Here is a 24,702-nt window from a genome sequence, read left to right on the forward strand (position 1 = left end):
AGCATCGTCAGGCGAGCGTGCCGAGGGGAATGAGCTCGGCGGCGCCGGGATGCCAGGCATTGCCCTGCCAGTCCCCGAGCCAGCGCTCGGTGCGAAGGCCGGCTTCGGCGATCAGCGATTCCAGCTCCTCCCTGGCCGGAAAGGCGATGCGGGAGGTGGCGGAGAGGCGTTTGCCGGTGGCGCGGATCTCGTAATGCGTCTCGTAGGTGACGATGCCGGTCGCAGGATCGAGGGCGGCGTCGTTCCAGGCGGAGACGGCGCCGAAGCGGGGATGGTCGACCGTCCGCATCGAGGCCTCCGGCCCCCATTCCTCCCATTCCCGGCAGGCGGGGTTACGGCTGTCGAAGACGAAGCGGCCGCCGGGCGCTAGATGCGCCGCGATGGTGGCGAGCACCGCGCGCCGGTCGTCCTTCGTCAGGAACACCTGGAAGGCATGGCCGGTGAGGAGGACGAGATCGAAGCGCCGGCCGAGCCGGACGCTGCGCGCATCCCCCTCGACGAAGCTGACGCCGTCCGCGCCCGGCTTGGCGCGGGCGATCGCCAGCATGGCGGGCGCGGGATCGACGCCCGTGACCGTGCGGCCGGACGAGAGCGCCACGGCAAGCTCCCCGGTGCCGCAGCCGAGGTCCAGCACGCTTGCCGCGCCGTCCGCCAGCGCCCGGCAGAAGGCGAAATCCGGCGAGCGTTCCCAGCCGTTCTCCAGGTCGTAGAAATCGGCAAGGTCCGGATCGTGGTAGAGGCGATCTTCGTCCATGCGTTCCTCCGGGAAAGAAAAGGGCCGCGTGTTGCCGCGCGGCCCCGGATCGGTTCGATGCCGGCCGGCGTTACTTCGCGTCGGCGGCGTCGAGGACCTTTTCGCAATGCGAGGGGCCGCCCTTCGGATCGACGCGGTCGCCGATGGCGCGGATATTGTTGATCTTGTAGCCGTCGTTGACCGTCAGCTCGACGGTGCAGGACTTGCCCTTCACGAAGCCGCCGCGCCACTTGTAGAGCGTCGTGCCGCCGGCGCCGGCCGTATCGGACAGCGGCGGGCCGTAGGCCGCGAAGAAGGCGCCGGCGGCCTTGCCGTTCCAGCGGGCCTGCAGCGGGTTGGACGCGATGGTCGCCGTGGTGCAGCCGGCGAGGGCAAGGCCAAGGCCTGCCAGGATTGCGATGCGGGATTTCATGTGTGCCATTTCCTCGGACTCCGTGCGGTCCCGCGAGTCGGGCCGCAGCCTCGTTTCCCGCCATAGCGCAGCGCACGCAAAAGGAAAATCGCCCCCGCCCCAACTTTGCCGTCCTCCCCGCACAACGCGCAAGGACCGTGCGGAATTGCAACAGTACCGGGTGCCGCGGGAAGAATGAAACCGGGTTACGGAAAGGGAAAAGCCGGGAAACTTTTCGGCTGGTCGGAGTGGTTCGAACACTCGGCCCCCACGTCCCGAACAGGCGGGGTTTCCACAATCCCGCAGGGGATTGACGTTTGACGGCGATCTCCCATGCAGACTCTGGCGCATCCCTCCATCGCTGCGAAAGGGACCGCATCGCCAAAGCCTGGGATCGGACAGCCACGACCTTGAGAGATCAGTCTTATCGAGCTCGTTTTGCACCGGAGATCTTCGAAGGCATTGCCTTCAGCCTGATCTTGAAGATCGCGCCTTTGTTCTCGGCGCCCTCCACCCATATGTCGCCGCCGTGCTGGGCGACGATGCGTTGCGAGATGGCAAGTCCGAGCCCGGCGCCGTGCGGCTTGTCGGTCATCGTATCCCCGAGTTGCCGGAAGCGCTCGAACACGACTTCCCGGTCTTCGGCCCGGATGCCCTTGCCATTGTCGGACACCGCGATCTCGAAGAACTCCCTCTCACGGCGGAGCGAAAGGTGAGCCTTGCCTGTTTCCGGCGGCGAGAACTTTACCGCATTGCCCAGCAGGTTGATGGTCACCTGCACGAGCCGGTCGTGATCGCCGAGGACGTGAGCCGGTTCCACCGCGATGTCGAGCGACAGGCCGACCCGGTTCTCGGCAAAGACCTGCCGCACGGCGGCGACCGATTCGCGGGCGACCTCGGCCAGATCGACCTTGCTGTTGGCGACGGGCATCGATCCGTTGGCCTCGATCTTCGACAGATCGAGCAGTTGATTGATAAGGCGCGTCAGCCGTTCCGATTCGTTGACGACGATCTGCAGGAATTCCCGCCGCTCGCCATCGGTGATGCCGGCGTGGTCGCGAAGGATTTCCGAGAAGGCGCGGATCGAGGCGAGCGGGGTCCGCAGCTCGTGGTTCACCGTGACGACGAAATCGTCCTTCAGGCGGTCCAGCACCTTCAGCCGTGCATTGGCAGCCCGCAACTCGGCGGTCGCGTTCTCCAGCTCGTACGATTTTTCCTGGAGCTGCCGGTTGGCCTCGAACACCTTCGACGTCTCGTCGAGAATCCGCATGACCTCGTCCATGCCGAGCGGTTCCTCCTCGACGACGGCGCCTACGAGGACGCGCGCGGACGCCGCGCCGATGACGCCTGCCAGCAGCCGTTCGTAAAACAGCACCGTCTCGGCGTCGGCCCGCATCGTCGTGTCCGGATCGACGCCGCGGGTGCGGGCGAAATTCGCATAGGCTTCGACGGCCTTCTCGCGGCCGACGAACCGTGCGGTCACGGTCATCAGATCGGGAACCAGCGCCGTGCGGCGCATGATCTGCGCCACCTCGCCGGAATCGACGGCATCGACGAACATCGTCGCGCGCGCCCTTTCCATCGGCCGCTGGTTGCCGACGAGCGAGACCGCCACGAAGGCGCCTATATTGGCGAGCAGCGACCAGAAGGTGGCGTGGGTGACGGGATCGAGGCCTCGCAGCCCAAACAGTTCATAGGGCTTCAGGAGCGCAATGCCGGCGGGGCCGTGCGCGATGAACTCCATGCCCAGCGCGCCGGACCGCGCGAAGGACGGCAGCAGCAAAGTGTAGCACCAGATGCCAAACCCCAGTGAAATGCCGGCAAAGGCGCCGGCCCAGGTGGCGTTGCGCCAATATATGCCGCCGAGGATGGCCGGCGCAAACTGCGCGACCGCAACGAACGACATCAACCCGATCGACACCAGCGCGAACTGGGCGCTGTCGTGACGCATGTAGAGGTAGCCGAGCGCCATGATCGCGGCCATTGCCGCGCGGCGGATCCACAGAAGCAGTCGCGTGAGGTCGGATTTCTCGGCAAGGCCGAGCCGTTTGACCCGCAGCAGCGCCGGCATCACGACATCGTTGCAGACCATCAGGCTCAGCGCGGTGGCCTCGACCACCACCATGCTCGCCGCGGCGGACAGGCCGCCGAGAAAGGCAATCAGCGCAAGCCACGGATGTCCGGTCAGATAGGGCAGGGCCAGCACGAGGCTGTCCGGATCGGTGTCGGGCGACAGTATGAGCCGGCCGGCGATGGCGATCGGCAGCACGAACAGGTTGATCGCAAGCAGATAGAGCGGAAACAGCCAGAGCGCCCGGTTGAGATGGCGTTCGTCGACGTTTTCGACCACCATCACCTGAAATTGCCGCGGAAGGCAGAAGATGGCGAGTGCGGCGAGCAGCGTCATGCTGATCCAGCTATAGCCGTAGGGCTGCGACGACCCGTCGAAAACGGCGCCGATGTCCGGCACCTGCGAGGCCTGTGCGAACAGGTCGCCGAATCCGTCGAACAGCCAATAGACGACGAAGAGCCCGATCACCGTCAGGATGATCAGCTTCAGGATCGATTCGACCGCGACCGCCACGACCATGCCGGGATGGTGTTCGCCCGGCCGGATGCTGCGGCTGCCGAACAGCATTGCGAAGATGGTCAGCACGATGGCGGCCCACAGGGCGCCGTCCGCCAGCACCGGTCCGTCTATGCCGGCTGCCGAGCCGCTGCTGCTCAGCGCCGCGAGCCCGTTGGAAATCGATTTGAGCTGCAGCGCGATGTAGGGAACGAGGCCGATCACCGCGATCGTGGTCACCAGCGCGGCGAGGCTGGCGCGCTTGCCGAAGCGCGCGCCGATGAGGTCTGCGATCGAGGTGATGCGGTTGGCGCGGCTGATGCGCAGGATGCGGCGCAGCACCAGCGGCCCCAGGCAGAAGACCAGCGTCGGCCCGAGATAGATCGGCAGGAAGTCGAGGCCCGTCTGCGAGGCTTTGCCGACGCCGCCGTTGAACGTCCACGAGCTGCAATAGACGGCGAGCGACAGCGTGTAGACGACGCTGGAGCCGGTGAGCCGCGACAGCCGGTCCGATCCGCGCTCCACCGCCCAGGCGATCGCGAACAGCAACAGCAGATAGGCGACGGCGATCGCGACGAGGACCGGCTGGCTCATTGCGGCGGCGTGTCCCTGCCGCCGTCGGCCGCCTGGCCTGCGCCGCGTTCGCAAATCAGGGCGACGGCGCCGATCACCAGCGCCCAGACGCCGAAGAAGTAGAGATAGAGCGCCGGTACGCCGAAGACGTATCCGGAGAAGAGATTGACGATCGGCGGGTTGAGCAGCAGCACCCCGGCGCCGAACAGTGCCAGTACGCGATCCCGTCTTGCCGTTTTTCTCAGCATCCTTGCATCCGCCGCTACTCGGGCATCCGGGTGGACAGCACCGATTGCACACACGAGACCACATCGATGATGGCAAACGGCTTGGTGATATAGGCGTTCGCGCCCAGCTCCATGCCGACCTTCTGGTCAGCCTCGCCACCCTTGGCCGTCAGCATAATGATGCGGATATTTCCGTACGACCCGTTTGCACGCAACGCGCGGCACACGTCATATCCGTTGCCCTTGGGCATCATGACGTCGAGCAGGATGACGTCGGGCGGATCGCTGCTGACGGCAGCCAGCGCCTGCTCGCCATCGGCGACGATGCGCACGTCATAGCCTTCCTGGCGCATCAGGAAACCCAGGGCGCGCGATATGTTCGGATCGTCATCGGCGATCAGGACCGAAGCCGACATGCCTCCTCCTCGGCCAGGAAATCGTTGCCGCGTGCCGGATGTCGGTTCGACGAACGCTCCTGGTCCCTGGCGAAATATGTAAACCTCTTGCTTTTGCCTCACAAGCCTTCCAAAATCCCAAGACAACCGGGGGGTGAAACAATCGGGCGAGTGAGATGGTGAACCGCGCTTCCACGGCGGAGCCGGGAAAAAACGCTGCATTCGATGATGGAATGGTGTCCGCGTCGCCACGCGTTCTGGTCGTGGAAGATGATCGCGACGTCGCCGGGCTTGTCGGGCGGGAGCTGCGCGCGCTTGGCTTCACGGTCGACGTCATGGGTTTTGCCGAGGACGCGCTCGCTGCCGCGCGCGAGACGGAATACTCCCTGATGGTCGTCGACATCGGCCTGCCCGACCGTGACGGGCTCGAGCTTGTCCGCGAAATGCGCAAACGCTCGATTGCCGCCCCCATTTTGATGGTGACGGCGCGCGGCAAGGTGGAGGACAAGGTCAGCGGGCTCGCCAACGGCGCCGACGACTATCTGGTGAAGCCGTTCGCCGTTCCCGAGCTTCGCGCCCGGATTGCCGCCCTCTTGCGCCGGCCGTCGTCGATGAAGGACAATCGGCTGGTCGTGGCCAACATCGTCGTCGACCGCGATGCGCTCGAGGCGATCGTCGGCGGCGTCAGCGCGCCGCTGACCCGCAAGCAATTCCAGCTGCTTGAGCTGCTGGCCCGGCGCAAGAACCACATGACGCCGAAACGGATGATCGAAGAGGCGCTCTATTCGTTCAGCGACGAGGTGTCCGGCAATGCGATCGAGGCCCATATCTCCAAACTGAGGCAGGTTTTGCACTCCGTCGGCGCCGAGGCCAAGGTCGAGACCCGCCGCGGCATCGGCTACCGGCTGGTGGAAACGACCCGCTGCAACCAAATGATGAAGCGGCCGGGCCCGGCGGATCTCGCACGTCTCGACCCGGACGGGGCGTTTGCCGCGCGTCTTGCCGAAGATCGTCTTGCGCTCGCGCGTTTCGCGGACCTTCTCGGCTACAACCCGACCGATGACGATGTGCTGGCGGACCTCGAGAGCCTGGCGCACAGGCTTGTGGGCGCCGCCGGCACGTTCGGGTATCCCGAGATCAGCGAGGCGGCGCTGGCGCTGGAGAACGGCGTGCATGCGGCGCGCTCGTCCGCGCATGTGGCTGCCGCGCCGTCCCTCGATGTGCTGATCGGTGCGATTGACGCGGCGGTTCCACCGACACGGCAAATCACGAAAAACTAACAAAATTCAGTTTCGCGTCAGCTTTGTGTCAGGTTTCGATCAGTTTGCTGCCGTTTATTGAAGCCTGGATTCAGTGGAGGAGCTGATCCTGCTCATTCCGGGTCGCCGGCGCACGCCGTACGCCCTGTTGCGGGATTTGTCGAGGGAATTTTCCTCCATCGAGTTCTCAGGGCGGCCGGGAGGGCCGGCGTCTGAAACGGGAGGAAGTCTATGTCTCGAATTTTGAATAGCGCGTGGACGCGCCGCCAGGCCTTGCTTGCCGGCGCGGGCGCGGCGGGTGCGGCAATGCTGCCGTCAATGCCGATCCTTGCATGGGCGGACGACAAGCCGCCGATCGGCACATGGCCGGCCGGCTCCGAAGGCGACAGCATCTATGTCGGCGCGGCCGTTCCGTTGACTGGCACCTATGCGGTGCAGGGCGCCGACGAGCTGAAGGGATGGGAGCTCGCCGTCGAGCACATCAACACCAATCACGAGCTCATGAAGGCGATCGCGCCGAAGATCGACAACGGCCTTTTGGGTAAGAAGGTCCAGCTTCTTTCGGCCGACTCCGCCGCCAAGCCCAACAATGCGGTGCAGGCCGAACAGACGTTCATCAACCAGAACAAGATCGTCCTGATGACCGGGTCGACCTCCTCGGCCGTCGCGGTGGCGCTCAACAAGTTCGCCCAGCGCGAAAAGATTCTCTACCTCGCCGGCATCTCCGGTTCCAACGACACCACCGGCAAGGACTGCGTGCGCTACGGCTTCCGCCAGGGCTTCTACGGGGAAATGGCCGCCAACGCGATCGGCCCGGTGCTGGTGAAGAATTTCGGGGAGAAGCGCAAGGCGGCGTTCATGACGCCCGACTACACCTACGGCCACACCACCACGAAGTCCGTCAACGACTACCTGACGCAGAAGGCCGGCTGGGAGATGGTCACCAATCAGGTGTCGCCGCTCGGCACGCAGGACTTCAGCCAGTATCTGACGAACATCGCCAATTCGGGCGCCGAGTTCCTGATCAACGTCAACTGGGGTCGCGACGCCGTGTTGTCGACCCAGCAGGCCAAGCAGTTCGGCATCCTGCCGACGATGACGCTGGTCATTCCCTACCAGATCCCGTTCCTCGCCAAGGAAGTCGGCCCGGACATCACCGCCGGCGTCTTCGCGGCGACCGACTTCTGGTGGACGCTGGAGGACAAGTTCCCGCTGGCCAAGCAGTTCGTCGAGGTGTTCCAGCAGAAATACGGCTACCGGCCGGAATGGGGTGCGGAGAACAGCTATGTCAGCTTCGCCCACTGGGCGCGCATGGTGACGGAAGCCGGCAGCTTCTATCCGCCGGATGTCATCAAGCAGTACGAAAAGGGCGAGACGATCCCCTCGCTGCTCGGCGATGTCCATTATCGCCCCGAAGACCATCAGTGCGTGCGCCCGGTCGTCATCGTCAAGGGCAAGGCCCAGTCCGAAATGAAGAACGACGAGGACTTCTGGGAAGTGCTCGAAATGGTCGCGGGCGACACGGTCATCCAGGCGCCGGACGCCTTCGGCTGCCAGCCGGGCGACTATACCTGAGGCGCGACAGTCTCCCCGCGGCCCAAAGCCGCGGGGGGTCCGTTTATATCCGGCCCAACGGCGGCGCGGGGGCGAGCCCCGCAAAAGTCCGGGCGGGCCATTACAAAGGTGGGGCGGCGTGGTCAACTGGGCGAATTTTATCTCGCAATGCTTCAACGGGCTTGTGCTGGGCGCGCTGCTGGCGCTGATCGCATCGGGCCTGACGATCATCTACGGCACGCTCGGCGTGCTCAATCTCGCGCATGGCGCGATGTTCATGCTCGGCGGCTATGCCGGCTGGCTCGCCTACACCTATACCGATTCCTTCATAGCCGCGATGGTCGTCGGATCGCTGTTCGTCATGCTTGCCGGCGTCGTCACCGAGCGGTTGATCATCCGGCATTTCTATGCGCGGCCGCCTGAAGACCAGTTGCTCGTCACCTTCGGCCTCGGCATCGTCTTCGTCGAACTGGTCCGCTTCTTCTTCGGCAGCCTGTCGCGTACGACCCCGCCGCCGGCGATGTTCCAGGGCATCACCAATCTCGGTTTCATGGTCTATCCGACCTATCGCCTCGCTGCGCTCGGCATCGTCGCGATCGCGCTGCTCGTCCTCTACTTCGTCCTCTACAAGACGCGTCTCGGCATGATCGTGCGCGCCGGCATCGAGGATTCGGTCATGGTCGATTCGCTGGGCATCGATGTCTACAAGGTGTTCATGCTCGTCTTCGGCATCGGCGCGATGGCGGCCGGCTTTGCCGGCATCGTCAATGCGCCGGTGGTTTCGATCGCGCCCGATGTCGGGGAGGCGATCCTCGTCCAGACCTTCGTGGTCGTCGTGATAGGAGGCGTCGGGTCGTTCCCCGGCGCCATCATTGGCGGCCTCATCGCAGGAGAGATCATCTCGATCACCTCCATGTTCAACCCGGCCTATTCCTATGTCATGCTTTTCGTGGCGATGACGCTGGTGCTCGTGCTTCGTCCTCACGGACTGCTCGGCACGGCGGGCCGCGAATAGACGCGGTCCCCATGATCAGACAACGCCCCTACCTCATCGAACTGTTCGTCGTCATCGGCCTGTGCCTGGCGCCGTTCGTGCTCCCCTATCTCGGCTTTACGCCGAGCACCATCAACCGCATCCTCATCTGGGGATTGCTCGGCATCGGCTTCGACCTGCTGTTCGGCTATACCGGGCTGCTCTCCTTCGGCCAGGCGGCCTTCTTCGGCACCGGCGGCATGTTCGCCGCCTACATGCTGACGGAGACGCCGATGGAAAACACCATCCTGGCGCTGTTCCTGGGCGCGGCCGCCGCCGGCGTCGTGGGCTATCTCGTCGGCCTGATCGCGCTGAGGCGCACCGGCATCTATTTCGCCATGATCACCGTGGCGATCGCCGAGGTCTTCTTCTTCGTCGAGTTCAATCCGCTGTCTGAATATACCGGCGGCGAAAACGGGCTGCCGGGTGTTCCCACGCCGAACCTTTCGCTCGGGTTCACGACGATCGAGTTCGATTCGAACTGGACGATGTATATCTTCTTTGCCTTCTGGTATTTCGTCGGGCTGGCAATTGCGTTGCGCATCGTGCGCTCGCCGTTCGGCCTGCTGCTGCGCGCCATCCGCGACAATCCGCTGAGGGCCGAGGCGCTCGGCCACAACATTCACGGATACAAGCTGTCGGTCTTTGTCATCGCCGCCATCTACACGGGCTTTGCCGGCGGCCTGCTCGGCATGTTCCAGGGCTTCATGCCGCCCGATGCGTTCATGTTCGCAACATCGGGCGAGATCGTCATGCAGACGGCGATCGGCGGCGCCGGCACGCTGTTCGGCCCGTTGCTCGGCGCAGGCGCATGGCTTTTCATGAGCGATTTCTTCCAGACCACGCTCAACCTCGGCGCCAGCTGGAAGCTCGTCCTCGGGATCGTCTTCGTGCTCCTGGTCTGCTTCCTGCGCCGCGGCCTCGTCGGCGCGTTCGTCGATCTCTATCACCTCGCGGCCGGCGAAAAGCGCAAGCACGAGCCGGTCGACGAAACGGCCGCCGGGACGGGCGCCGAAGTCGAGAACATGGCCGCGATTGCAAACCGCAGCGCCGAAATGCTCGCCCGCAAGCCGTCGAGCGAGAATGTCGGTGCCATCCTGAAGGCAACGGGCCTGACCAAGAGCTATGGCGGCGTCGTTGCAAACAGCGACATCGACTTCTCGGTCGACTATGGCGAGATGCGCGGCATCATCGGGCCGAACGGCGCCGGCAAGTCGACCTTCTTCAAGATGCTCACCTGCGAAGTGTCGCCGACATCGGGCAAGATCGTGTTCGAAGGCCGCGACATCACCGGCCTCAGCGTGACCGACGTGTGCCAGTTCGGCCTGACTAAGAGCTATCAGATCAACCAGTTGTTCGAGCGGCTGACGGTGCGCGAGAACCTGTCCATCGCGGCGCTCGGCCTGCTGCGCGGCAAGTTCAAGCTCGACCTCTACAGAAGCCTGTCGGGCGTGCCGGGCCTCGATCACCAGGTCGAGGGCGCCGCCGCACTGGTCAACCTGACCCGCCGCCTCGATACGCCCGTTTCCGAACTCGCCTATGGCGAGAAGCGGCGCCTCGAGATCGGGTTGGCGCTGGCGACCTCGCCCAGCCTGCTGCTGCTTGACGAGCCATTGGCCGGCATGAGCCCGCAGGAACGCGTGACCACCGTTGCCCTGCTGAAGTCGATTGCGATCGGCCGCACCATGATCATCATCGACCACGACATGGATGCGCTGTTCGAACTCGTCGGAAAAGTCACGGTGCTCCAGGAGGGCAGGGTCCTTGTCGAGGGCACGCCTGAAGAAATCAAGAACAACCCCAAGGTCCAGGAAGCCTATCTTGGCGGCGTTGACGAGGAGATGGCATGAGCCTGCTCGAAGTCGAAGGGCTGAACAGCTATTACGGCGACAGTCACATCCTGTTTGACGTCTCCATGCGCGTGGAGAAGAACGAGGTCGTCGCGCTCATCGGCCGCAACGGCGCCGGCAAGTCGACCACGCTGAAAAGCCTGATGGGCGTGGTGCGGCCGCGCACCGGCAGCATCAGGCTTGAGGGCGAGGAACTGGCGGGCCGGAAGGCCCATGCCGTCGCGCGCCGGGGCATGCAGCTCGTCCATGAGGACCGGCGCATCTTCGGCAGCCTCAATGTCGAGGAAAATATCATCCTCGCCGGCCTGACCGCCGAGAACAGGTGGCCGCTCGACCGCATCTACGAGATGTTTCCGCGCCTGAAGGAGCGCCGCACCAGCCGCGGCACCGACCTTTCCGGCGGCGAGCAGCAGATGCTGGCAATCGCACGCGCCCTCGTTCGCGACCCCAGGGTCGTCCTGCTCGACGAGCCGTTCGAAGGGCTTGCGCCGGTGATCGTCCGCGACCTCATGCGCGCCTGCCAGGATCTGGCCAGGGCTGGCCAGACGATCGTGCTGGTCGAGCAGAACCTCGCGGCGACGCTCGCATTGGCCGATCGCGTCTATATCATCAACAACGGCCATATCGCCCATGAAGGGCCGGCAAGCGAACTGAAGAAGCAGCCGGAACTGCTGCAACGCTATCTCGGCGTCTAGGACGGAGACGTCGATCAACCTTCCAACGAAGGAGCGTGAACCCCGGCTGGTCAGTGAACGCCCTCGCTTTCCAGTATCTTGTCGATGGTGATCGGCAGGTCGCGGATGCGCTTGCCGGTCGCGTGGAAGATCGCGTTCGAGACGGCGGCCGCAACGCCGACGATGCCGATCTCGCCAAGTCCCTTCACGCCGATCGGGCTTGCCTTGTCGTCGTCTTCCTCCACGAAGATCACGTCGATGTCATGAATGTCCGCATGGGCGGGCACATGATATTCAGCCAGATTATGGTTCATGATGCGGCCGGTGCGGTGGTCGATCATGCCCTCCTCGTGCAGGGCCATGCCGATACCCATCACCGCGCAGCAAGTCCAGCAGCGTCGTCCATGGGTGGACATCGAGTGAGTGGTGGTTGCCGTTGATCGCCAGGGAGAGGGAACAGGTCGGGAGACGACCTTCAAGCGCGGTGTCCATGGTGCTGCCTTTCATTGCGAGGATGGATCGCTAACGAGAGGCGATGGGCATTGTTCCTCGCGCAGGCGACAGACGTGGCTTTCGCTTCCTTTGTCGTCTCGATGCCTTAAGGCCCGTGATGGTCAGTCTCCTTCGCCGGGATAAGGCTGCGCCTTGAAGAGGCGGGCGGCATGCGCCGTGTTGCGGGCGACGAGGTCGAGCGTGGAGCGCACGACCTCGGGGATTTCTTCGAGATCGACGAAATTGACCGAGCCCATCGCTTCGCCCACCCAATAGGTCACGGCATTGGCGGGAATGGTGAAGCCGACATCGTTCAGCGCCTGGAAAAGCTCGGCCGAAACATGGTGCGCGCCGTCCTCGTTGCCGACGACCGCAACCGCGGCGACCCGGCCGTAGGAAACCATCCGGCCCGCGTCGTCCTTCTCCTCGAGGAAGGCGTCCATGCGCTCGAGCGCCCGCTTGCAGACGCTTGACGGCTGGCCCATCCAGATCGGCGTGCCCATGACGAGGATATCGGCGTCCAGAATCTTGCGGCGGATGCCCGGCCAGTCGTCCCCATTGCCTTCGTCGGAGGTGACGCCCGGCTTGATGTCGTAATCGGCAAGCTGCAGGAACGTGGTGCTTACGCCCAGCGGTTCCATGCTGGCGGCGAGCAGCTTCAACATGCGCTCGGTGGAGGAGGACTCACTGGCGGTTTTCGTCTTGAGGGTGCAGTTAAGGGCCAACGCAGTCAGGGTCATGATTGCCTCGCTCGTTCAAATCGAAGGCCGGTGCGCGTGCATCCAATGGCCTGTTCGGTGCCTGTCTTTGGCCCAATCAACCGAACTCCCTTCGAGAGGCGATGTTCCCGGCAGCGTGAGATTGCTTCGCGTCTGATCAAGGCGCATCGACAGCCGGTGCGATCCTGATCGCGGGCCCGGCTGCGGAAGTCGAGGTGCTTGGTTGTCTTGATGGTCATGCGGCGCTGAACAGGCTCTTGGATCGCTCATCGCGAGCATGCCCTGCCCCGGAAAGGCGTCAGTCGACACTTCGCCGGGGCATTCACGGCCTTGGTGCTGTCGCAGCGTCTGCGCTTGGCGTAGGCTCAACGCAAATTCGCCGTCATGTATGAGCGCATGGTCTCGGGCGCGCGGCCGAGTATCTCGGTCAGGGTGGGATCTACGCTCGCGAATTCGCCAGCCCGGGCCGCAAGATAGTAACCCATCAAAAAGCTGTTCTTCATGTCTTCGTCCGGAAGAACGGTCCGGCGGATCGTCCTTCCCATGATCTCCCCGGCAAGGTCTGCCAGATCTGCAAGATCCAGTGCCTCGCCGCCAGTCAGCGGCGGGGTAGGGCCGTCGATGACGATCTTGCCGGTCAGAAACGCAGCATCGGCGGCGGCCAGATCGTCGTGAGTGGTCCAGGCAACCTTGCCATCGGCAGGCGCAGCGAGAACACCCTTCTCGAATGCGGTTGCGTTCATCGATAGGGCGCTGTCCGCATAGAAACCGTGCCGCAAAGACGTCCATGCGAGCCCGGATTGGGCAAGCATTCTCTCGGTGGCGGCATGGTTTCTGCCGGGTGGAAAGCATGAATTCTCCGAGCTGGAGACCTGGCTCGTGTAGAATATCCGATCGACGCCTAGGTCTCGCGCCACTTCGATCGCCGTTGCATGCTGCTTGAGCATGTCGCCACCGGTCGCAGCGGCGTTCGAGGAGATCAGGAGGAGCCGCTCTGCGCCCTCCCAAGCGTGCCGAAGGCTTTCGGCGTCTTCAAAATCGCCGTGCCGCACGCGCACACCGCGGGCGGCGACGGCCGCGAGCCTATCGGGAATGCGAACGCTGACGCCAATGCGTTCTGCAGGCACGAGGTGCAGGAGGTTATCGACGACCTTTCGGCCAAGCTGACCCGAGCCACCCGTTACGATGATCATATTCGTGCTCCAAAAATTGGGCGCGAGCGTCTGGTCGGTCACCCGCGCGATTGCTACGAACACCATGACTGTTCTCGCTTGCGGGGATAATCGGCTGAATTTTGAACAAGGCGTTCTCGATGAAGAACAATGTTTCCATAGATGACCTCCGTTATTTTCTTGCGGTGCTGGAAGAAGGCGGTTTCCGGGCGGCAGCAAAGCGCCTGGGCGTCGCGCCATCGCATGTGAGCACGACGGTAACGCGGATTGAATCGGATCTCGGCGTGCCGCTGTTGTTGCGCTCGACCAGAAGCGTTCGCGCGACGGAGGAGGGCCTCAGGTTCGCTGCGAAGCTGAGGCCTCATCTTGCGGACATAAACGCCGCGGTGAGCGAACTGTCCAATTCCGCGGGTCAGGTTCGCGGGCGGCTCAAGCTCAATGTCCCCGGGGCGGTCGTACCCGACATCCTGCCGCCCATTCTCGCTGCATTTCAGAGCCGGCATCCGAATGTCGAAGTGGAGATCGTGATCGACAACGATCTTGTAGATATCATCGCGTCGGGTTGCGATGCCGGCATTCGCTACGGTGCGAGCCTTGCCAAAGACGTGGTGTCGGTTCCCATCGGCCCCCGTGCCCAGACGTTTGCCCTTGCCGCTTCTCCAGCTTACCTCGAGGCTCGCGGCCGGCCACGCGTTCCCAAGGACCTGGCAGAGCACGACGCGATCCGCTTTCGGCTTTCCGAGGGTGGCCTCCTTGTCTGGAAACTGCATCATGCGGACGAGGCTATAGCTGTAGAGCCGACGACGCGCCTGGTGCTGAGCGCGAACGCGATGAATGCGGCGCTCGGCTACGCCCGGACGGGAACGGGCATCATCGGCGTGTTCCGCAACTGGCTCGAAGACGATTTCCGGGTCGGCACCCTGCTTCCAGTCCTGCCGGAATGCTGGACGACCCTCGATGGCCCTCGTCTCTACTACCCCAGCCGCATGACGTCAGCGCCGCTACGCGCCTTCATCGAGGTCTGCCGTACACAATAACACGAGCGCTTTATCCAGCCCGAGTGCCTCGGGTTATGGCGCCTTCATCTCAAGGCCGGCCGGTCTCTATCTGTAGCTGCTCGGGGAGTGGCCGTATCTCCTCTTGAAGGCGTTCGAGAAATACTGGCTCGAATTGAAGCCGCAGCTCAGTGCGATCTCCGTTACGCTGGTCTTGCGCGGGTCTTGCAGCAGGCGCGAGGCCTGCTCGAGGCGCAGGTGCTGGAGGTACTGGCGCGGCGCCATGTTGGTGAGCTTCTTGCAATGGTCGGCAAAGCGGGTGCGCGAGAGGCCGCATTCCTCGGCCATCCCCTCCAGCGACCAGTCCTCCTCCAGCGCCAGCGCGAGGCGGCGCAGAAAGATGGCGACGGTGTGCTGCGAGGTCGAAAGGTCGGGATCGAGGGTCGGCACCTGCTCGCTCATCCGGTCGATCAGGCTCAGCATCATCGCGTTGATCGCCACCTTCAGGCGCGTCTCGCCGTCCTCCGGACTACGATCCAGCAGGATGGAGGGGATCGCCTCGAAGGCGCGGCAGAGCTCGGCGCCGCCGTCCCAGACGGGCTGGTTGTTCTGCGTCAGGATCTCGCCGAGCCGCGCCGCCTCGTCTCTGGAGAAGACGAGCCAGTCCGGCCAGTCGGGCGTCTCGCTCGGCCGGCGCAGGCCCGCGTCGAGGATGATCCACAGGAGCCGGCTCGGCCCGACATTCGGATTGCCGATGGCATGGAGCTGCCAGGGGCGGATGACGATGAACTGGCCCTGCTTGAGCGCGTAGGTCCGCTCGTCCACCACGAGGTCGAGGCTGCCGCGGGCGAGATAGGCGATCTTGAAACCCTCGTTGCAATGCCGGCCGAGACCCCAGGACTGGCCGTGGCGCGCATCCCAGAAGCCGACGGTGCGGATGCCCGGCAGGCGCTCGCCGAGCGAGGTGCCGGGATAGCTGCCGCGCGTCCAGGCGTGCAGCTCGACCTCGCCGCGCCGGGCGGCGGCCTGCAGCTCCCTGCAGTTGTCGGCATACATGACGGAGTCCGGCTGGCGGAAGACGGAAGGCCGGCAACCGGCCGGCGAAATCACCGCATGTCTGTTCACGTCGCGCCTCCCAACACAAAACGACTTAAGAAATCTACCACTGTTGTCGTCCGCAAGAATTGCCGAGTCAAGCCTGCCATTGTGGCTCGTGTCGCGGATGCCGGTGGAAGAGGCCGGCGCGGCGAAGGGGAGGACATCCGTGAAAGTCGCATTCAACCTGCTCGTCATCGGCGCGGATATCGGCATGCAGCACGCGCGCCAGCTCGAGCGGCTGAAGGCGCTCGGCTACGACGCGGTGGAGGTTCCGGTCTTCTCCGGCAGGCAGGAGCACTATGCGGCGCTCGGCCGGCTCCTTGCCGATATCGGCCTGACGGCGGGCGCGGCGGCCGTCGCGACGCCCGAGGCGAACCCCGTCAGCCCCGATCCGGCGGTGCGCGCGAAAGCGCGCGACCATCATCGCTGGATCGTCGATTGCACGGCGGCGATGGGCGGCGAGATCGTCGCGGGGCCGCTGCATTCGCCCGTCGGCGTCTTCACCGGCTTCGGGCCGACGGCGGCGGAAACGGACCGCTGCGTGGAGGCGATGCGGGCGATGGCGGAATATGCGGCCCCGGCGGGCGTGCGCATTTCGGCGGAAGCGGTCAACCGTTTCGAATGCTACATGATGTCGACCATCGCTGAGGCGTCGGCCATCCACCGCGCCGTCAACCATCCCAACTATGGCTACATGTTCGATACGTTCCACGCCAATATCGAGGAGAAGGATCCGCCGGCGACCTTCGAGCGCTACCACGGCGAGATCAACCATTTCCACGTCTCCGAAAACGACCGCGGCGTTCCCGGCAGCGGCCATGTGCCCTTCGCCGCCCATTTCGACGCGCTGCGCCGCTGCGGCTACGACGGCTGGCTGACGGTCGAATCCTTCGGCCGGGCGCTGCCGGAGCTCGCCGGGGCGACCCGCGTGTGGCGCGATCTCTTCGACGATCTCGACGGCCTCTTTTCCCAGAGCATCGCCTTCATCCGCCGCGAATGGGCGGCGGCGGGAGAGCGGCTGGCATGACGGCCGCTCCCGCCCTCAGCATGTCCGGCATCAGCAAGGCCTTTCCGGGCGTGCGCGCGCTCGATGGCGTCGATTTCGACTGCCTGCCCGGCGAGGTCCACGCGATCTGCGGGGAGAACGGCGCCGGCAAGTCGACGCTGATGAAGATCCTCGGCGGCAGCTACCGGCCGGATGCCGGCGAGATCCGCCTCGCCGGCGCAAACGTGCATTTCACCCATCCCCGGCAGGCCGCCGAGGCGGGCATCTCGATCATCCACCAGGAACTCAGCCTGCTGCCGCACCGCACCGTGGCGGAGAACATCTTCATGGGGCGCGAGATCGCCCGGCGCGGCATCCTCGACCGGGCGGCAATGCGCGAGACGGCCGCGGCGCTGCTCTACCGCATCGGCGAGCAGATCGATCCGCAGGCGCCCGTCTCCTCGCTTTCCATCGCCATGCAGCAACTCGTCGAGATCGCCAAGGCGCTGCTGCTCGACGCGCGCATCCTCGTCATGGACGAGCCGACGGCGGCGCTGGACGAGCGCGACAGCCGGGCGCTGCTGGAGCTGGTCGGGACCCTTCGTGGGGAGGGTGTCTCGATCGTCTACATCTCGCACCGCATGCCGGAGGTCACCGCCATCGCCGACCGCATCACCATCCTCAAGGACGGACGGAAGGTCTGGACGCGGCCGCGCGAGGCCGCCCCGATCGGCGAGATCGTGCGGGCGATGGTCGGCCGCGACCTTGAGGATTTCTACCCGGCGCCGCCGGCGCCCCCGCCGGGCGCGGTGCTGCTTGCCGTGAAGGACGGCGCCAATGCCGCGCTGCGCGACATCGCCTTCGACGTGCGGGCCGGCGAGATCGTCGGCGTGGCGGGCCTCGAGGATTCCGGCAAGGGGGCGCTGGCGCAGGCGCTGGTCGGCGACGCGCCGTTTTCCGGCGGCACGGTCGCGCTGCGTGGCAGGCCGGTCGCCCTGCGCACGCCGCGCCAGGCGACGGCCGCCGGCATCGGCTACCTGCCGGGCGACCGCAAGCGGGAAGGGCTCGCGCTGCGCCAGTCGGTGCGCGACAACGCGCTTCTGACCCTGCGCTCGATGGCCGGCCTCTTCACGCGGCCGGGGCGCGGCGCGTTCGCGCCCCGCGCCATCGACGGGAAGCTGCGCGACATGGATGTGCGCGCGGCGGATTTCGGCCAGGAGATCGGCACGCTCTCCGGCGGCAACCAGCAGAAGGCGATCATCGTGCGCTGGCTGGCGCGGGCCTGCGACATCCTCGTCTTCGTCGAGCCGACCCGCGGCATCGACATCGCGGCCAAGGCGGCGATCTACCGGACGATGCGCGCCTTCGCCGATTCCGGCCGCGGCATCGTCGTCGTCTCCTCCGACATGCCGGAGCTGATCGGCGTCGCCGACCGCATCCTCGTCATGCACCAGGGCGGAATCTCCGGCCAGTTGCCGCGGGGCGCCGGCGAGGAGGAGGTCATGCATCTCGCCCTCGGCCTTGCGGACACGCCGCAGCGGGAGGCGCGGGCATGACGGCGGATATCGCAAAGAACAAGCCGGCCGCCCGGGGCCTGCCCGTCGCCGTGCTGCTCGCGGGCCTTTCCATCTGCTTCTTCGTCGCGGTCGCGCTTGCCACCGGCGAGGTGGCGCAGCTCGGCGGGCAGGGCATCGTCGGCCTTCTCCAGCGCATGGTGGCGCTCGGGCTCGTCGCGCTCGGCCAGACCTTCGTGATCCTCGTCGGCTCGATCGACCTTTCGGTCGCCGCGCTCATCAGCGCCGTCGCCGTCCTCGCCTCGCATGTCATGCAGGGCGATCCGGCGATGATCCTGCCGGCCATCCTGCTCTGCCTCGGCCTCTGCCTTGCGGTCGGCCTCGTCAACGGCGTGCTCGTCGCCTATGGCGGCATCAATCCGCTGATCGCGACGCTCGGCACGGGGCTCATCGTCCAGGGCGTGCTCGCCGCCTCCTTCGGCGCGCTGCAGGGCGCGGTGGCGCGGGAATTCCAGGTCCTTGCCTATGGCGGCGTCCTCGGCGTGCCCTATTCCATCCTGCTGCTCGCCGTCCTGTCGCTCGCGGCCGCCTTCGTGCTCGACCGCACCTTGTTCGGCGCGCGCGTCTACGCCGTCGGCGGCAATCCGGAGGGGGCGCGGCTCGCCGGCATCCGCACGGAGCGCGTCACGCTCTCGGCCCATGTGGTCGCCAGCCTGTTCGCCGGCGCGTCGGGGCTCTACCTCGCCGCCCGGCTGCAATCGGGCACGCCGTGGATCGGCCGCGACGGCATCTACGACCTCGAATCCATCGCCGTCACGGTCATCGGCGGCACGATCCTTGCCGGCGGCAAGGGCGGCGTCGCGGGAACGCTGGCGGGCGTCCTGCTCTTCGCCAGCCTCGACGCGGCCTTCAACATGCTGGGCATCGACGCCTTCCTGAAACAGGTGCTGCGCGGGGCCATCGTGGTCGCCGCCGTCGCCATCCATGCCGTCCGCACGAAGGGGCACGTCGCATGAGCCCGCTCCCGCAGACCTCGTCTCCCGTTCGCCGTCCGGCGCGCCTTGCCGTCAATGCCGGCCTCGTGATCTTCCTCGCGCTCTATGCGGCCATCGCCTTCCTCCAGCCGAACTATCTCGAGCCGGGCCTCTTCATGAACTTTCTGCGGCGGGCGGCGCCCCTCGTCATCCTCGCCTGCGGGCAGCTCTACGTCATCCTGACGGGCGGCTTCGACCTTTCCATGGGGGCGGTCGCGACGCTGGCGGTGCTCGCCGCCTCGATCCTCATCAACGGCGATCCGGAGACGACCTGGGCGGTCATCGGCACGCTCTACGTCATGGGCATCGCGGTCGGCCTTATGAACGGCCTCGTCGTCGCCTTCCTCAAGGTGCCCTCGATCATCGCGACGCTCGGCGCGATGCTCTCCGTCAACGGGCTGGCGCTCGCTTGGTCCGGCGGGGCGGCGCGCGGCGACCTGCCCGACAACTTCCGCAATCTCGGCCGGCTCGTCTGGCGCGGCGTTCCCCTCGTCGGCACGCTGCCGCTGGCGGCCATCGTCCTTGCCGGCTTCGTGGCGCTCGCCTGGTGGGGGCTCAACGGCACGGTCTACGGCAAGCGGGCGCTCGCCGTCGGCGACAATCCGCGGGCGGCGGAGCTTGCCGGGACGCCGGTGGCGGCAACGCGCATCCTCGCCTTCGTGGTCTCCGCTGTCTCGGCGGTGACGGCCGGCATCCTGATCGGCGGCTTTTCCGGCGTCTCCGTCAATGCGGGCGAGGGGCTGGAATTGCAGGCGATCGCCGCCTGCGTCATCGGCGGCGCGCAGCTTCTCGGCGGGCGCGGCTCCATCTGGAGCGCGGTGTTCGGGGCGCTCAGCCTCTTCGCGCTCTTCACCCTGCTCAATCTCATCGGCCTGCCGCAGGCGCTGCGCGACAGCATCCAGGGCGTGATCCTGATCGCCGCGGTGGGCGCCAGCCTGTGGCGCACCCGGCGGCGGACCTGACCGACCATCATCAACCGCCGGCGCGGCCGGCTTTCTGGAGGAGGAAGACATGACACTGAGGACACTTCTGGCGACGACGGTGGCGCTGACATTCGCCGGTCAGGCGCTGGCGCAGGACTTCAACGACCCGGCCGAGTTCAAGAAGCAGCGCGAGCAGCTTTCGATGACGCCGCAGGGGCCGGAAGGCCAGCCCTGGGCGCAGCATCTCGGCGACGGCATGGTCGATACGGCCAAGTACAAGAAGGACGGGCAGGTGACGCTCTGCTTCTCCAACGCCGGCGTCTTCAACCCCTGGCGCGTGGTCGGCCTCAACAACCTCAACGCCGAGGCCGAGCTGCACAAGGACCGCCTCAAGGAGCTGGTCGTCGTCGATGCCGAGGGCAAGGACGACAAGCAGATCTCCGACATCGAGGCGCTGGTCAGCGGCGGCAAGTGCGACGCGCTGATCGTCTCGCCGAACACGACGGCGGCGCTGACGCCGGCCGTCGAGGCGGCCTGCGGCAAGCTTCCGGTCATCGTCTTCGACCGCGGCGTCAACACGTCCTGCCCGGTGACCTATATCCACCCGGTCGGCGGCTACGGCTTCGGCATCACCTCGGGCGAGTTCATCGCCAGCAAGCTGAAGAAGGGCGACAACGTGCTGGCGCTGCGCATCATGCCGGGCGTCGACGTGCTGGAGACCCGCTATTCCGCCGCCAAGACCATCTTCGACGAGGCCGGCATCAACGTGATCGGCTCGGAGTTCACCGGCAGCGACCGGGCGAAGACCAAGTCCGTCGTCGAGGACTACATCAACCGCGGCGAGAAGATCGACGCGGTCTGGATGGACGCCGGCGATACCGCAACGGCCGCGCTCGAAGCCTTCGAGGACGCGGGCCTGCCCTATCCCGTCATCAGCGGCGAGGACCAGCAGGACTTCCTGCGCAAGTGGCAGGCGGACAAGCTGACGGCGATCGGCCCGTCCTACCCGACCTACCAGTGGCGCACGGCCGTCATCGCCGCGCTCGACGTCCTGGACGGCAAGCAGGTGCCGGGCCCCGAATGGGTCCTGCCGCAGCCCGCGATCACCGAGGACGTGCTCGCCGACTATGTCGACGAGCGCATGCCGCCGCTGCACTACAGCCTCTGCGGCTGCCAGGAGCTGCCGGGCTACCCGGAGCGCTGGGGCGGCAAGAAGTAGGACGGCAGGGAAGGGGGCGCGCCGCGCCCCCTTCAATTCGATCGCGCGAAGCGCAGCATCACATAAATTCCCTGGGATATGCCCGAACGGCCGCTTCCGGCCGCATTGCCGTTTATCCTTCAAGCGACGCCAGGATGGCTGAAGGCCGCAAGACCATGCCGCTTCCCTGGAACGGAGGGGCGGCTCGTCGGCGCGTTGAACGGCTACGTCATCTCCGTGCCGCGTGGCGGAATTGTCGGCTCCTCTCTCACGGCATCGGCGAACTTGCGCATGAGCCGCACGAGTTCGTCGACGTCGTGGGTGTCCCATGTCTCGAAGATGGCGCGGGCGTAGCGTTCGCGCGCCGCGTCGATCCTGTCGGTCATCGCCTTGCCCTTCGGCGTGATCACGGCCTCGTTGACGCGGCGGTCGGTGGCGCTCTGCCGGCGCTCGGCAAGGCCGAGGCTTTCCAGCTTCGCCACCTGGCGGCTGACGGTGGTGTAGTCGCGGCCGGCCCGGTCGGCGAGTTCCACGATCCCGATCGGCCCGACCCGCTCGATCCCGACCAGCAGGGGAAACAGGGCGCGATCCAGCGCGATCCCGGCCTCCCGCACCATCTGCTCGTCGCGCTGCGGCCGGTTCATGACGCTGACGATGTCCATCAGCGCGCCGTGGAGCTGCCGAAGCAGGCGACTCTCGATATGTGTATTTTTCACATTTTTTCTTGACGGCATCTCGCCCTCCTATTATGTGCATAATACACACATGGAGACGGACATGACAAACGATTTTGCGGCAGATGTGCTCATCTGCGGCGCGGGAGCGGCTGGCCTGACGCTGGCGATCGAGCTTGCGCGGCACGGGATATCCTTCCGGCTGGTCGAAAAGCGCGAGGAGCCCTTCCACGGCTCGCGCGGCAAGGGCATTCAGCCGCGGACCCAGGAGATTTTCGAGGACCTTGGCATTCTCGACAAGGTCGCCGCCACGGGCGGCACCTATCCGCCATTGCGTGTCTATCGTGACGATGGCGGCTGGACCGAGAAGGACAACCTCGAGCGCCAGGATCCGACGCCTTCGGAGCCGTATCATCTGGCACTGATGATCCCGCAGTTCCTCACCGAGCGGATCATGCGGGAGCGATTGGCCGAGCTGGGCCATGAGGTCGAGTTCGGATGCGAGCTGGTCGGCTTCGAACAGGGCGGGAACGGCGTCGAGGCGCGCCTTGCCGGGCCGGATGGCGAAGAGACCGTCCATGCGCGCTATCTCGTCGGCGCGGACGGCGGACGGAGCTTCGTGCGACATGCCCTCGGGGTCGCGTTCCCGGGCAAGACGCTGGGCGTGCATGCGATCGTGGCGGATGTCGATCTGTCCGGGCTGGAGCGCGATGCATGGCACCAGTTCAACGACGGTGACACGGAGCGGATGGTGGCAATCTGCCCGCTTGCAGGAACCGATCTCTTCCAGATCCAGGCCCCCGTCCCGCCGGACCGCGCGGTCGATCTCTCGGCCGAGGGCCTTGGGCTGATGGTCGGCGAGCGGACAGGCCGCCATGATATCCAGGTGCATTCGGTCGCCTGGGCCTCGGCCTACGCCATGAACGCCCGGCTTGTCGATCGCTACCGCGTCGGCCGGGTGTTCCTCGTCGGCGATGCCGCCCATATCCATCCGCCGACGGGCGGCCAGGGCCTCAACACCAGCGTGCAGGATGCCTATAACCTGGGCTGGAAACTGGCCGCCGTGCTTCGGGGCGCGGACGGTCAACTGCTGGACACCTACGAGGCGGAACGGCGCCCGGTCGCGGCATCGGTGCTCGGGCTTTCGGTCCGCCTGCTCGATGCGCAAAAGCAGGGCGGGATGCGGCGCGGCCGCGAGGTGCGCCAGCTCGATATCGGCTATCCGGGTTCGCCGCTTTCCCTGCAACTGTCCGAACGCGACGGAAGCTTGCGCGCCGGGGATCGCGCGCCGGATGCCCCGATCCGGGGTGCAGCGGGCCAGCCGTCCCGGCTCTTCCAGCTGTTCCGGGGGCAGCATTGGACGCTGCTCGTCCATGACGCCGGGCTCGGGGCGGTCGCCTCTCGCCCGGGGCTGCATATCCACCATATCGGCCCGCAAGGCGATATCGTCGACGCCTGGGGACATCTCCGCGATGCCTACGAACTGGCACCGGGCGAGTGCGTGCTGATCCGGCCGGACGGTTATGTCGGCGCGATCCTGAGCCTTGACGAAGAACGAACCGCAAAGCTCGAGCGCTATCTCGGCGACATGGGCGTGGGGCAAGGCGACGGGGACCTGCGAAACGCGGGTAAGCGGTCGCAAGACAGGCCGCAGCGGGCTTCTGCCGGTTGGTGCGAGTCCCCAGGACGTGTCCCATATACAACTAAGGTGTGGGCCTGGTGCCGCTGCGGCTTTCGAGGCGGTATCGTTGTCCCGGATAGATGATCCGGGTGGTGGAGACGATATTGCGATCCGACCAGGTCAGGCGCCGGATCATCAGGCAGGGCTCGGTTTTCAGGATCATCAGGAGCTTGCATTCCCAAGGCTGTGGGATCGTTGCCTCGACGACATGCTCGGAGCCTCTCAGCGGGGCGATGGCCGACAGGTACGCATTCGGCGTCGTGGCCGAAAAGTCCTGGCTGAGATAGTCGGGCGCAACGCCGGGATGCACGTAGCGGTCCTCTATCTGCACCGGCACCCCTTCCTCGCTGTGGACGATGAGGGAGTGGAAAACGGGAGCGCCGATTTCCAGCCCCAGGGCATCCGCGACATCCGGGGGCGCGGAGGCTTCCGCCAGCGTGACCACCCTCGCTTCGTGGGTGTGGCCCCGCTCCGCGATCTCCTCCGCGATGTTGCGGACCTCGAACAGGGTCGATACGCCCTTGCGCTCGGCCACGAAGGAGCCGATGCCCTGGATTCGAACGAGTTCGCCTTCGTTTGCAAGTTCGCGCAGCGCGCGATTGGCCGTCATCTTGCTGACGCCGAGCTCGGCCACCAACTCGTTCTCCGAGGGGACGCGATGCTTCGGCGGCCATTCCCCGCTATGGATCCTGTCGAGAATGATCTGCTTGACGCCGACATAGAGGGGGGTCGTATCGTTCGCCGCCAGTTCGGTCCGCATTTCATTGATACGTTTCATCGTCGAATCCCCGGCATCGCGCCCGACCATCAAAAAACCGAATATCTATCTTGCATAACATAAGTTTTATCCTATGGTACCATATACAACCTCCCCAGAGCATTTGCGATGGCGGCAAGCCGGCGAAGATCGGCAGGCAACGGTAGTCAACGAACTTCAGAGG

The 24,702-nt window shown here is 65.6% G+C and carries 22 protein-coding genes and 1 pseudogene; 12 read left to right on the forward strand and 11 right to left on the reverse strand.

Annotation, left to right across the window (positions count from 1 at the left end):
* Nucleotides 1-7: 7 nt before the first annotated feature.
* The 5 genes from ACZ5TO_RS03575 to ACZ5TO_RS03595 form a co-directional block, all read right to left on the reverse strand.
* Nucleotides 8-754, reverse strand: coding sequence for a class I SAM-dependent methyltransferase (locus ACZ5TO_RS03575; RefSeq protein WP_464799562.1), 747 nt, complete (start codon nucleotides 752-754; stop codon nucleotides 8-10).
* A 70-nt stretch (nucleotides 755-824) separates the two neighbouring features.
* Nucleotides 825-1,166, reverse strand: a complete 342-nt coding sequence (locus tag ACZ5TO_RS03580; protein WP_464799563.1) for a hypothetical protein — start codon at nucleotides 1,164-1,166, stop codon at nucleotides 825-827.
* Between the two features lie 403 nt (nucleotides 1,167-1,569).
* Nucleotides 1,570-4,305: an ATP-binding protein gene (locus ACZ5TO_RS03585; RefSeq protein ID WP_464799564.1), complete on the reverse strand. Its 2,736-nt coding sequence runs from the start codon at nucleotides 4,303-4,305 to the stop codon at nucleotides 1,570-1,572.
* Nucleotides 4,302-4,532, reverse strand: a complete 231-nt coding sequence (locus ACZ5TO_RS03590; RefSeq protein ID WP_464799565.1) for a hypothetical protein — start codon at nucleotides 4,530-4,532, stop codon at nucleotides 4,302-4,304. Before ACZ5TO_RS03590 ends, ACZ5TO_RS03585 begins: the two co-directional genes overlap by 4 nt.
* Before the next feature lie 14 nt (nucleotides 4,533-4,546).
* Nucleotides 4,547-4,927, reverse strand: coding sequence for a response regulator transcription factor (locus tag ACZ5TO_RS03595; RefSeq protein ID WP_464799566.1), 381 nt, complete (start codon nucleotides 4,925-4,927; stop codon nucleotides 4,547-4,549).
* A 155-nt stretch (nucleotides 4,928-5,082) separates the two neighbouring features.
* Between ACZ5TO_RS03595 and ACZ5TO_RS03600 the strand changes: the two genes are divergently transcribed.
* The 5 genes from ACZ5TO_RS03600 (at nucleotide 5,083) to ACZ5TO_RS03620 (ending at nucleotide 11,297) form a co-directional block, all read left to right on the forward strand.
* Complete coding sequence (locus tag ACZ5TO_RS03600; protein ID WP_464799567.1) at nucleotides 5,083-6,186, forward strand: response regulator; 1,104 nt, start codon at nucleotides 5,083-5,085, stop codon at nucleotides 6,184-6,186.
* 210 nt (nucleotides 6,187-6,396) lie between these two features.
* Complete coding sequence (locus tag ACZ5TO_RS03605; protein WP_184144970.1) at nucleotides 6,397-7,740, forward strand: substrate-binding protein; 1,344 nt, start codon at nucleotides 6,397-6,399, stop codon at nucleotides 7,738-7,740.
* A gap of 118 nt (nucleotides 7,741-7,858) precedes the next feature.
* Complete coding sequence (locus ACZ5TO_RS03610; RefSeq protein ID WP_184144971.1) at nucleotides 7,859-8,734, forward strand: ABC transporter permease subunit; 876 nt, start codon at nucleotides 7,859-7,861, stop codon at nucleotides 8,732-8,734.
* Nucleotides 8,735-8,745: 11 nt separating this feature from the next.
* Nucleotides 8,746-10,602: a branched-chain amino acid ABC transporter ATP-binding protein/permease gene (locus tag ACZ5TO_RS03615; RefSeq protein WP_464799568.1), complete on the forward strand. Its 1,857-nt coding sequence runs from the start codon at nucleotides 8,746-8,748 to the stop codon at nucleotides 10,600-10,602.
* A complete protein-coding gene (locus ACZ5TO_RS03620; RefSeq protein ID WP_184144973.1) occupies nucleotides 10,599-11,297 on the forward strand; it encodes an ABC transporter ATP-binding protein in 699 nt (232 codons plus the stop codon). Before ACZ5TO_RS03615 ends, ACZ5TO_RS03620 begins: the two co-directional genes overlap by 4 nt.
* A gap of 50 nt (nucleotides 11,298-11,347) precedes the next feature.
* Here the strand turns inward: ACZ5TO_RS03620 and ACZ5TO_RS03625 are convergent.
* From ACZ5TO_RS03625 to ACZ5TO_RS03635, 3 genes and pseudogenes are all read right to left on the reverse strand, one after another.
* A pseudogene (locus tag ACZ5TO_RS03625) lies at nucleotides 11,348-11,653 on the reverse strand (molybdopterin cofactor-binding domain-containing protein); the annotation flags it as partial.
* Nucleotides 11,654-11,890: 237 nt separating this feature from the next.
* Nucleotides 11,891-12,508: a flavodoxin family protein gene (locus ACZ5TO_RS03630; RefSeq protein WP_464799569.1), complete on the reverse strand. Its 618-nt coding sequence runs from the start codon at nucleotides 12,506-12,508 to the stop codon at nucleotides 11,891-11,893.
* A 344-nt stretch (nucleotides 12,509-12,852) separates the two neighbouring features.
* The gene (locus ACZ5TO_RS03635; RefSeq protein WP_464799570.1) at nucleotides 12,853-13,746 is read right to left on the reverse strand and encodes an NAD(P)H-binding protein; all 894 of its coding nucleotides are present in this window, start codon (nucleotides 13,744-13,746) and stop codon (nucleotides 12,853-12,855) included.
* A gap of 53 nt (nucleotides 13,747-13,799) precedes the next feature.
* Here ACZ5TO_RS03635 and ACZ5TO_RS03640 point away from each other — a divergent pair, with 53 nt between their 5' ends.
* Nucleotides 13,800-14,696, forward strand: a complete 897-nt coding sequence (locus ACZ5TO_RS03640) for a LysR family transcriptional regulator (protein WP_464799571.1) — start codon at nucleotides 13,800-13,802, stop codon at nucleotides 14,694-14,696.
* A 66-nt stretch (nucleotides 14,697-14,762) separates the two neighbouring features.
* On the opposite strand, the gene ACZ5TO_RS03645 is transcribed toward ACZ5TO_RS03640, so the two are convergent.
* Nucleotides 14,763-15,779 (reverse strand): AraC family transcriptional regulator, encoded by a 1,017-nt coding sequence (locus ACZ5TO_RS03645; RefSeq protein WP_464799572.1) that lies wholly within the window; start codon nucleotides 15,777-15,779, stop codon nucleotides 14,763-14,765.
* A 139-nt stretch (nucleotides 15,780-15,918) separates the two neighbouring features.
* Here ACZ5TO_RS03645 and ACZ5TO_RS03650 point away from each other — a divergent pair, with 139 nt between their 5' ends.
* From ACZ5TO_RS03650 to ACZ5TO_RS03670, 5 genes are read left to right on the forward strand one after another with little or no spacing between them, the layout of a single operon-like run.
* Nucleotides 15,919-16,779 (forward strand): sugar phosphate isomerase/epimerase family protein, encoded by an 861-nt coding sequence (locus ACZ5TO_RS03650; protein ID WP_464799573.1) that lies wholly within the window; start codon nucleotides 15,919-15,921, stop codon nucleotides 16,777-16,779.
* The gene (locus tag ACZ5TO_RS03655; RefSeq protein ID WP_464799574.1) at nucleotides 16,776-18,293 is read left to right on the forward strand and encodes a sugar ABC transporter ATP-binding protein; all 1,518 of its coding nucleotides are present in this window, start codon (nucleotides 16,776-16,778) and stop codon (nucleotides 18,291-18,293) included. Before ACZ5TO_RS03650 ends, ACZ5TO_RS03655 begins: the two co-directional genes overlap by 4 nt.
* Complete coding sequence (locus tag ACZ5TO_RS03660; RefSeq protein ID WP_464799575.1) at nucleotides 18,290-19,267, forward strand: ABC transporter permease; 978 nt, start codon at nucleotides 18,290-18,292, stop codon at nucleotides 19,265-19,267. The genes ACZ5TO_RS03655 and ACZ5TO_RS03660 overlap by 4 nt, the downstream gene beginning before the upstream one ends.
* A complete protein-coding gene (locus ACZ5TO_RS03665; protein WP_464799576.1) occupies nucleotides 19,264-20,247 on the forward strand; it encodes an ABC transporter permease in 984 nt (327 codons plus the stop codon). The genes ACZ5TO_RS03660 and ACZ5TO_RS03665 overlap by 4 nt, the downstream gene beginning before the upstream one ends.
* Before the next feature lie 49 nt (nucleotides 20,248-20,296).
* On the forward strand, nucleotides 20,297-21,427 hold the full coding sequence (locus tag ACZ5TO_RS03670; protein ID WP_464799577.1) for a substrate-binding domain-containing protein: 1,131 nt from the start codon (nucleotides 20,297-20,299) through the stop codon (nucleotides 21,425-21,427).
* Between the two features lie 203 nt (nucleotides 21,428-21,630).
* Here the strand turns inward: ACZ5TO_RS03670 and ACZ5TO_RS03675 are convergent, their stop codons facing one another.
* Nucleotides 21,631-22,140: a MarR family winged helix-turn-helix transcriptional regulator gene (locus tag ACZ5TO_RS03675; protein WP_464799578.1), complete on the reverse strand. Its 510-nt coding sequence runs from the start codon at nucleotides 22,138-22,140 to the stop codon at nucleotides 21,631-21,633.
* 43 nt (nucleotides 22,141-22,183) lie between these two features.
* Here ACZ5TO_RS03675 and ACZ5TO_RS03680 point away from each other — a divergent pair, with 43 nt between their 5' ends.
* A complete protein-coding gene (locus tag ACZ5TO_RS03680; protein WP_464799579.1) occupies nucleotides 22,184-23,845 on the forward strand; it encodes an FAD-dependent oxidoreductase in 1,662 nt (553 codons plus the stop codon).
* Here ACZ5TO_RS03680 and hutC read toward each other — a convergent pair.
* On the reverse strand, nucleotides 23,784-24,539 hold the full coding sequence (hutC, locus tag ACZ5TO_RS03685) for a histidine utilization repressor (protein ID WP_184144959.1): 756 nt from the start codon (nucleotides 24,537-24,539) through the stop codon (nucleotides 23,784-23,786). The genes ACZ5TO_RS03680 and hutC overlap by 62 nt on opposite strands.
* Nucleotides 24,540-24,702 lie beyond the last annotated feature (163 nt).

It is taken from the genome of Shinella sp. Sh6, assembly GCF_055392685.1.

Coding starts and splice junctions, on each gene's coding strand:
- ACZ5TO_RS03660 (WP_464799575.1), top strand. CDS start 18,290: ATGACGGCGGATATCGCAAAGAACAAGCCGGCCGCCCGGGGCCTGCCC.
- ACZ5TO_RS03680 (WP_464799579.1), top strand. CDS start 22,184: ATGACAAACGATTTTGCGGCAGATGTGCTCATCTGCGGCGCGGGAGCG.
- ACZ5TO_RS03605 (WP_184144970.1), top strand. CDS start 6,397: ATGTCTCGAATTTTGAATAGCGCGTGGACGCGCCGCCAGGCCTTGCTT.
- ACZ5TO_RS03575 (WP_464799562.1), bottom strand. CDS start 754: ATGGACGAAGATCGCCTCTACCACGATCCGGACCTTGCCGATTTCTAC.
- ACZ5TO_RS03590 (WP_464799565.1), bottom strand. CDS start 4,532: ATGCTGAGAAAAACGGCAAGACGGGATCGCGTACTGGCACTGTTCGGC.
- ACZ5TO_RS03640 (WP_464799571.1), top strand. CDS start 13,800: ATGAAGAACAATGTTTCCATAGATGACCTCCGTTATTTTCTTGCGGTG.
- ACZ5TO_RS03655 (WP_464799574.1), top strand. CDS start 16,776: ATGACGGCCGCTCCCGCCCTCAGCATGTCCGGCATCAGCAAGGCCTTT.
- ACZ5TO_RS03675 (WP_464799578.1), bottom strand. CDS start 22,140: ATGCCGTCAAGAAAAAATGTGAAAAATACACATATCGAGAGTCGCCTG.
- hutC (WP_184144959.1), bottom strand. CDS start 24,539: ATGAAACGTATCAATGAAATGCGGACCGAACTGGCGGCGAACGATACG.
- ACZ5TO_RS03665 (WP_464799576.1), top strand. CDS start 19,264: ATGAGCCCGCTCCCGCAGACCTCGTCTCCCGTTCGCCGTCCGGCGCGC.
- ACZ5TO_RS03580 (WP_464799563.1), bottom strand. CDS start 1,166: ATGAAATCCCGCATCGCAATCCTGGCAGGCCTTGGCCTTGCCCTCGCC.
- ACZ5TO_RS03595 (WP_464799566.1), bottom strand. CDS start 4,927: ATGTCGGCTTCGGTCCTGATCGCCGATGACGATCCGAACATATCGCGC.
- ACZ5TO_RS03620 (WP_184144973.1), top strand. CDS start 10,599: ATGAGCCTGCTCGAAGTCGAAGGGCTGAACAGCTATTACGGCGACAGT.
- ACZ5TO_RS03670 (WP_464799577.1), top strand. CDS start 20,297: ATGACACTGAGGACACTTCTGGCGACGACGGTGGCGCTGACATTCGCC.
- ACZ5TO_RS03635 (WP_464799570.1), bottom strand. CDS start 13,746: ATGGTGTTCGTAGCAATCGCGCGGGTGACCGACCAGACGCTCGCGCCC.
- ACZ5TO_RS03600 (WP_464799567.1), top strand. CDS start 5,083: ATGGTGAACCGCGCTTCCACGGCGGAGCCGGGAAAAAACGCTGCATTC.
- ACZ5TO_RS03585 (WP_464799564.1), bottom strand. CDS start 4,305: ATGAGCCAGCCGGTCCTCGTCGCGATCGCCGTCGCCTATCTGCTGTTG.
- ACZ5TO_RS03630 (WP_464799569.1), bottom strand. CDS start 12,508: ATGACCCTGACTGCGTTGGCCCTTAACTGCACCCTCAAGACGAAAACC.
- ACZ5TO_RS03615 (WP_464799568.1), top strand. CDS start 8,746: ATGATCAGACAACGCCCCTACCTCATCGAACTGTTCGTCGTCATCGGC.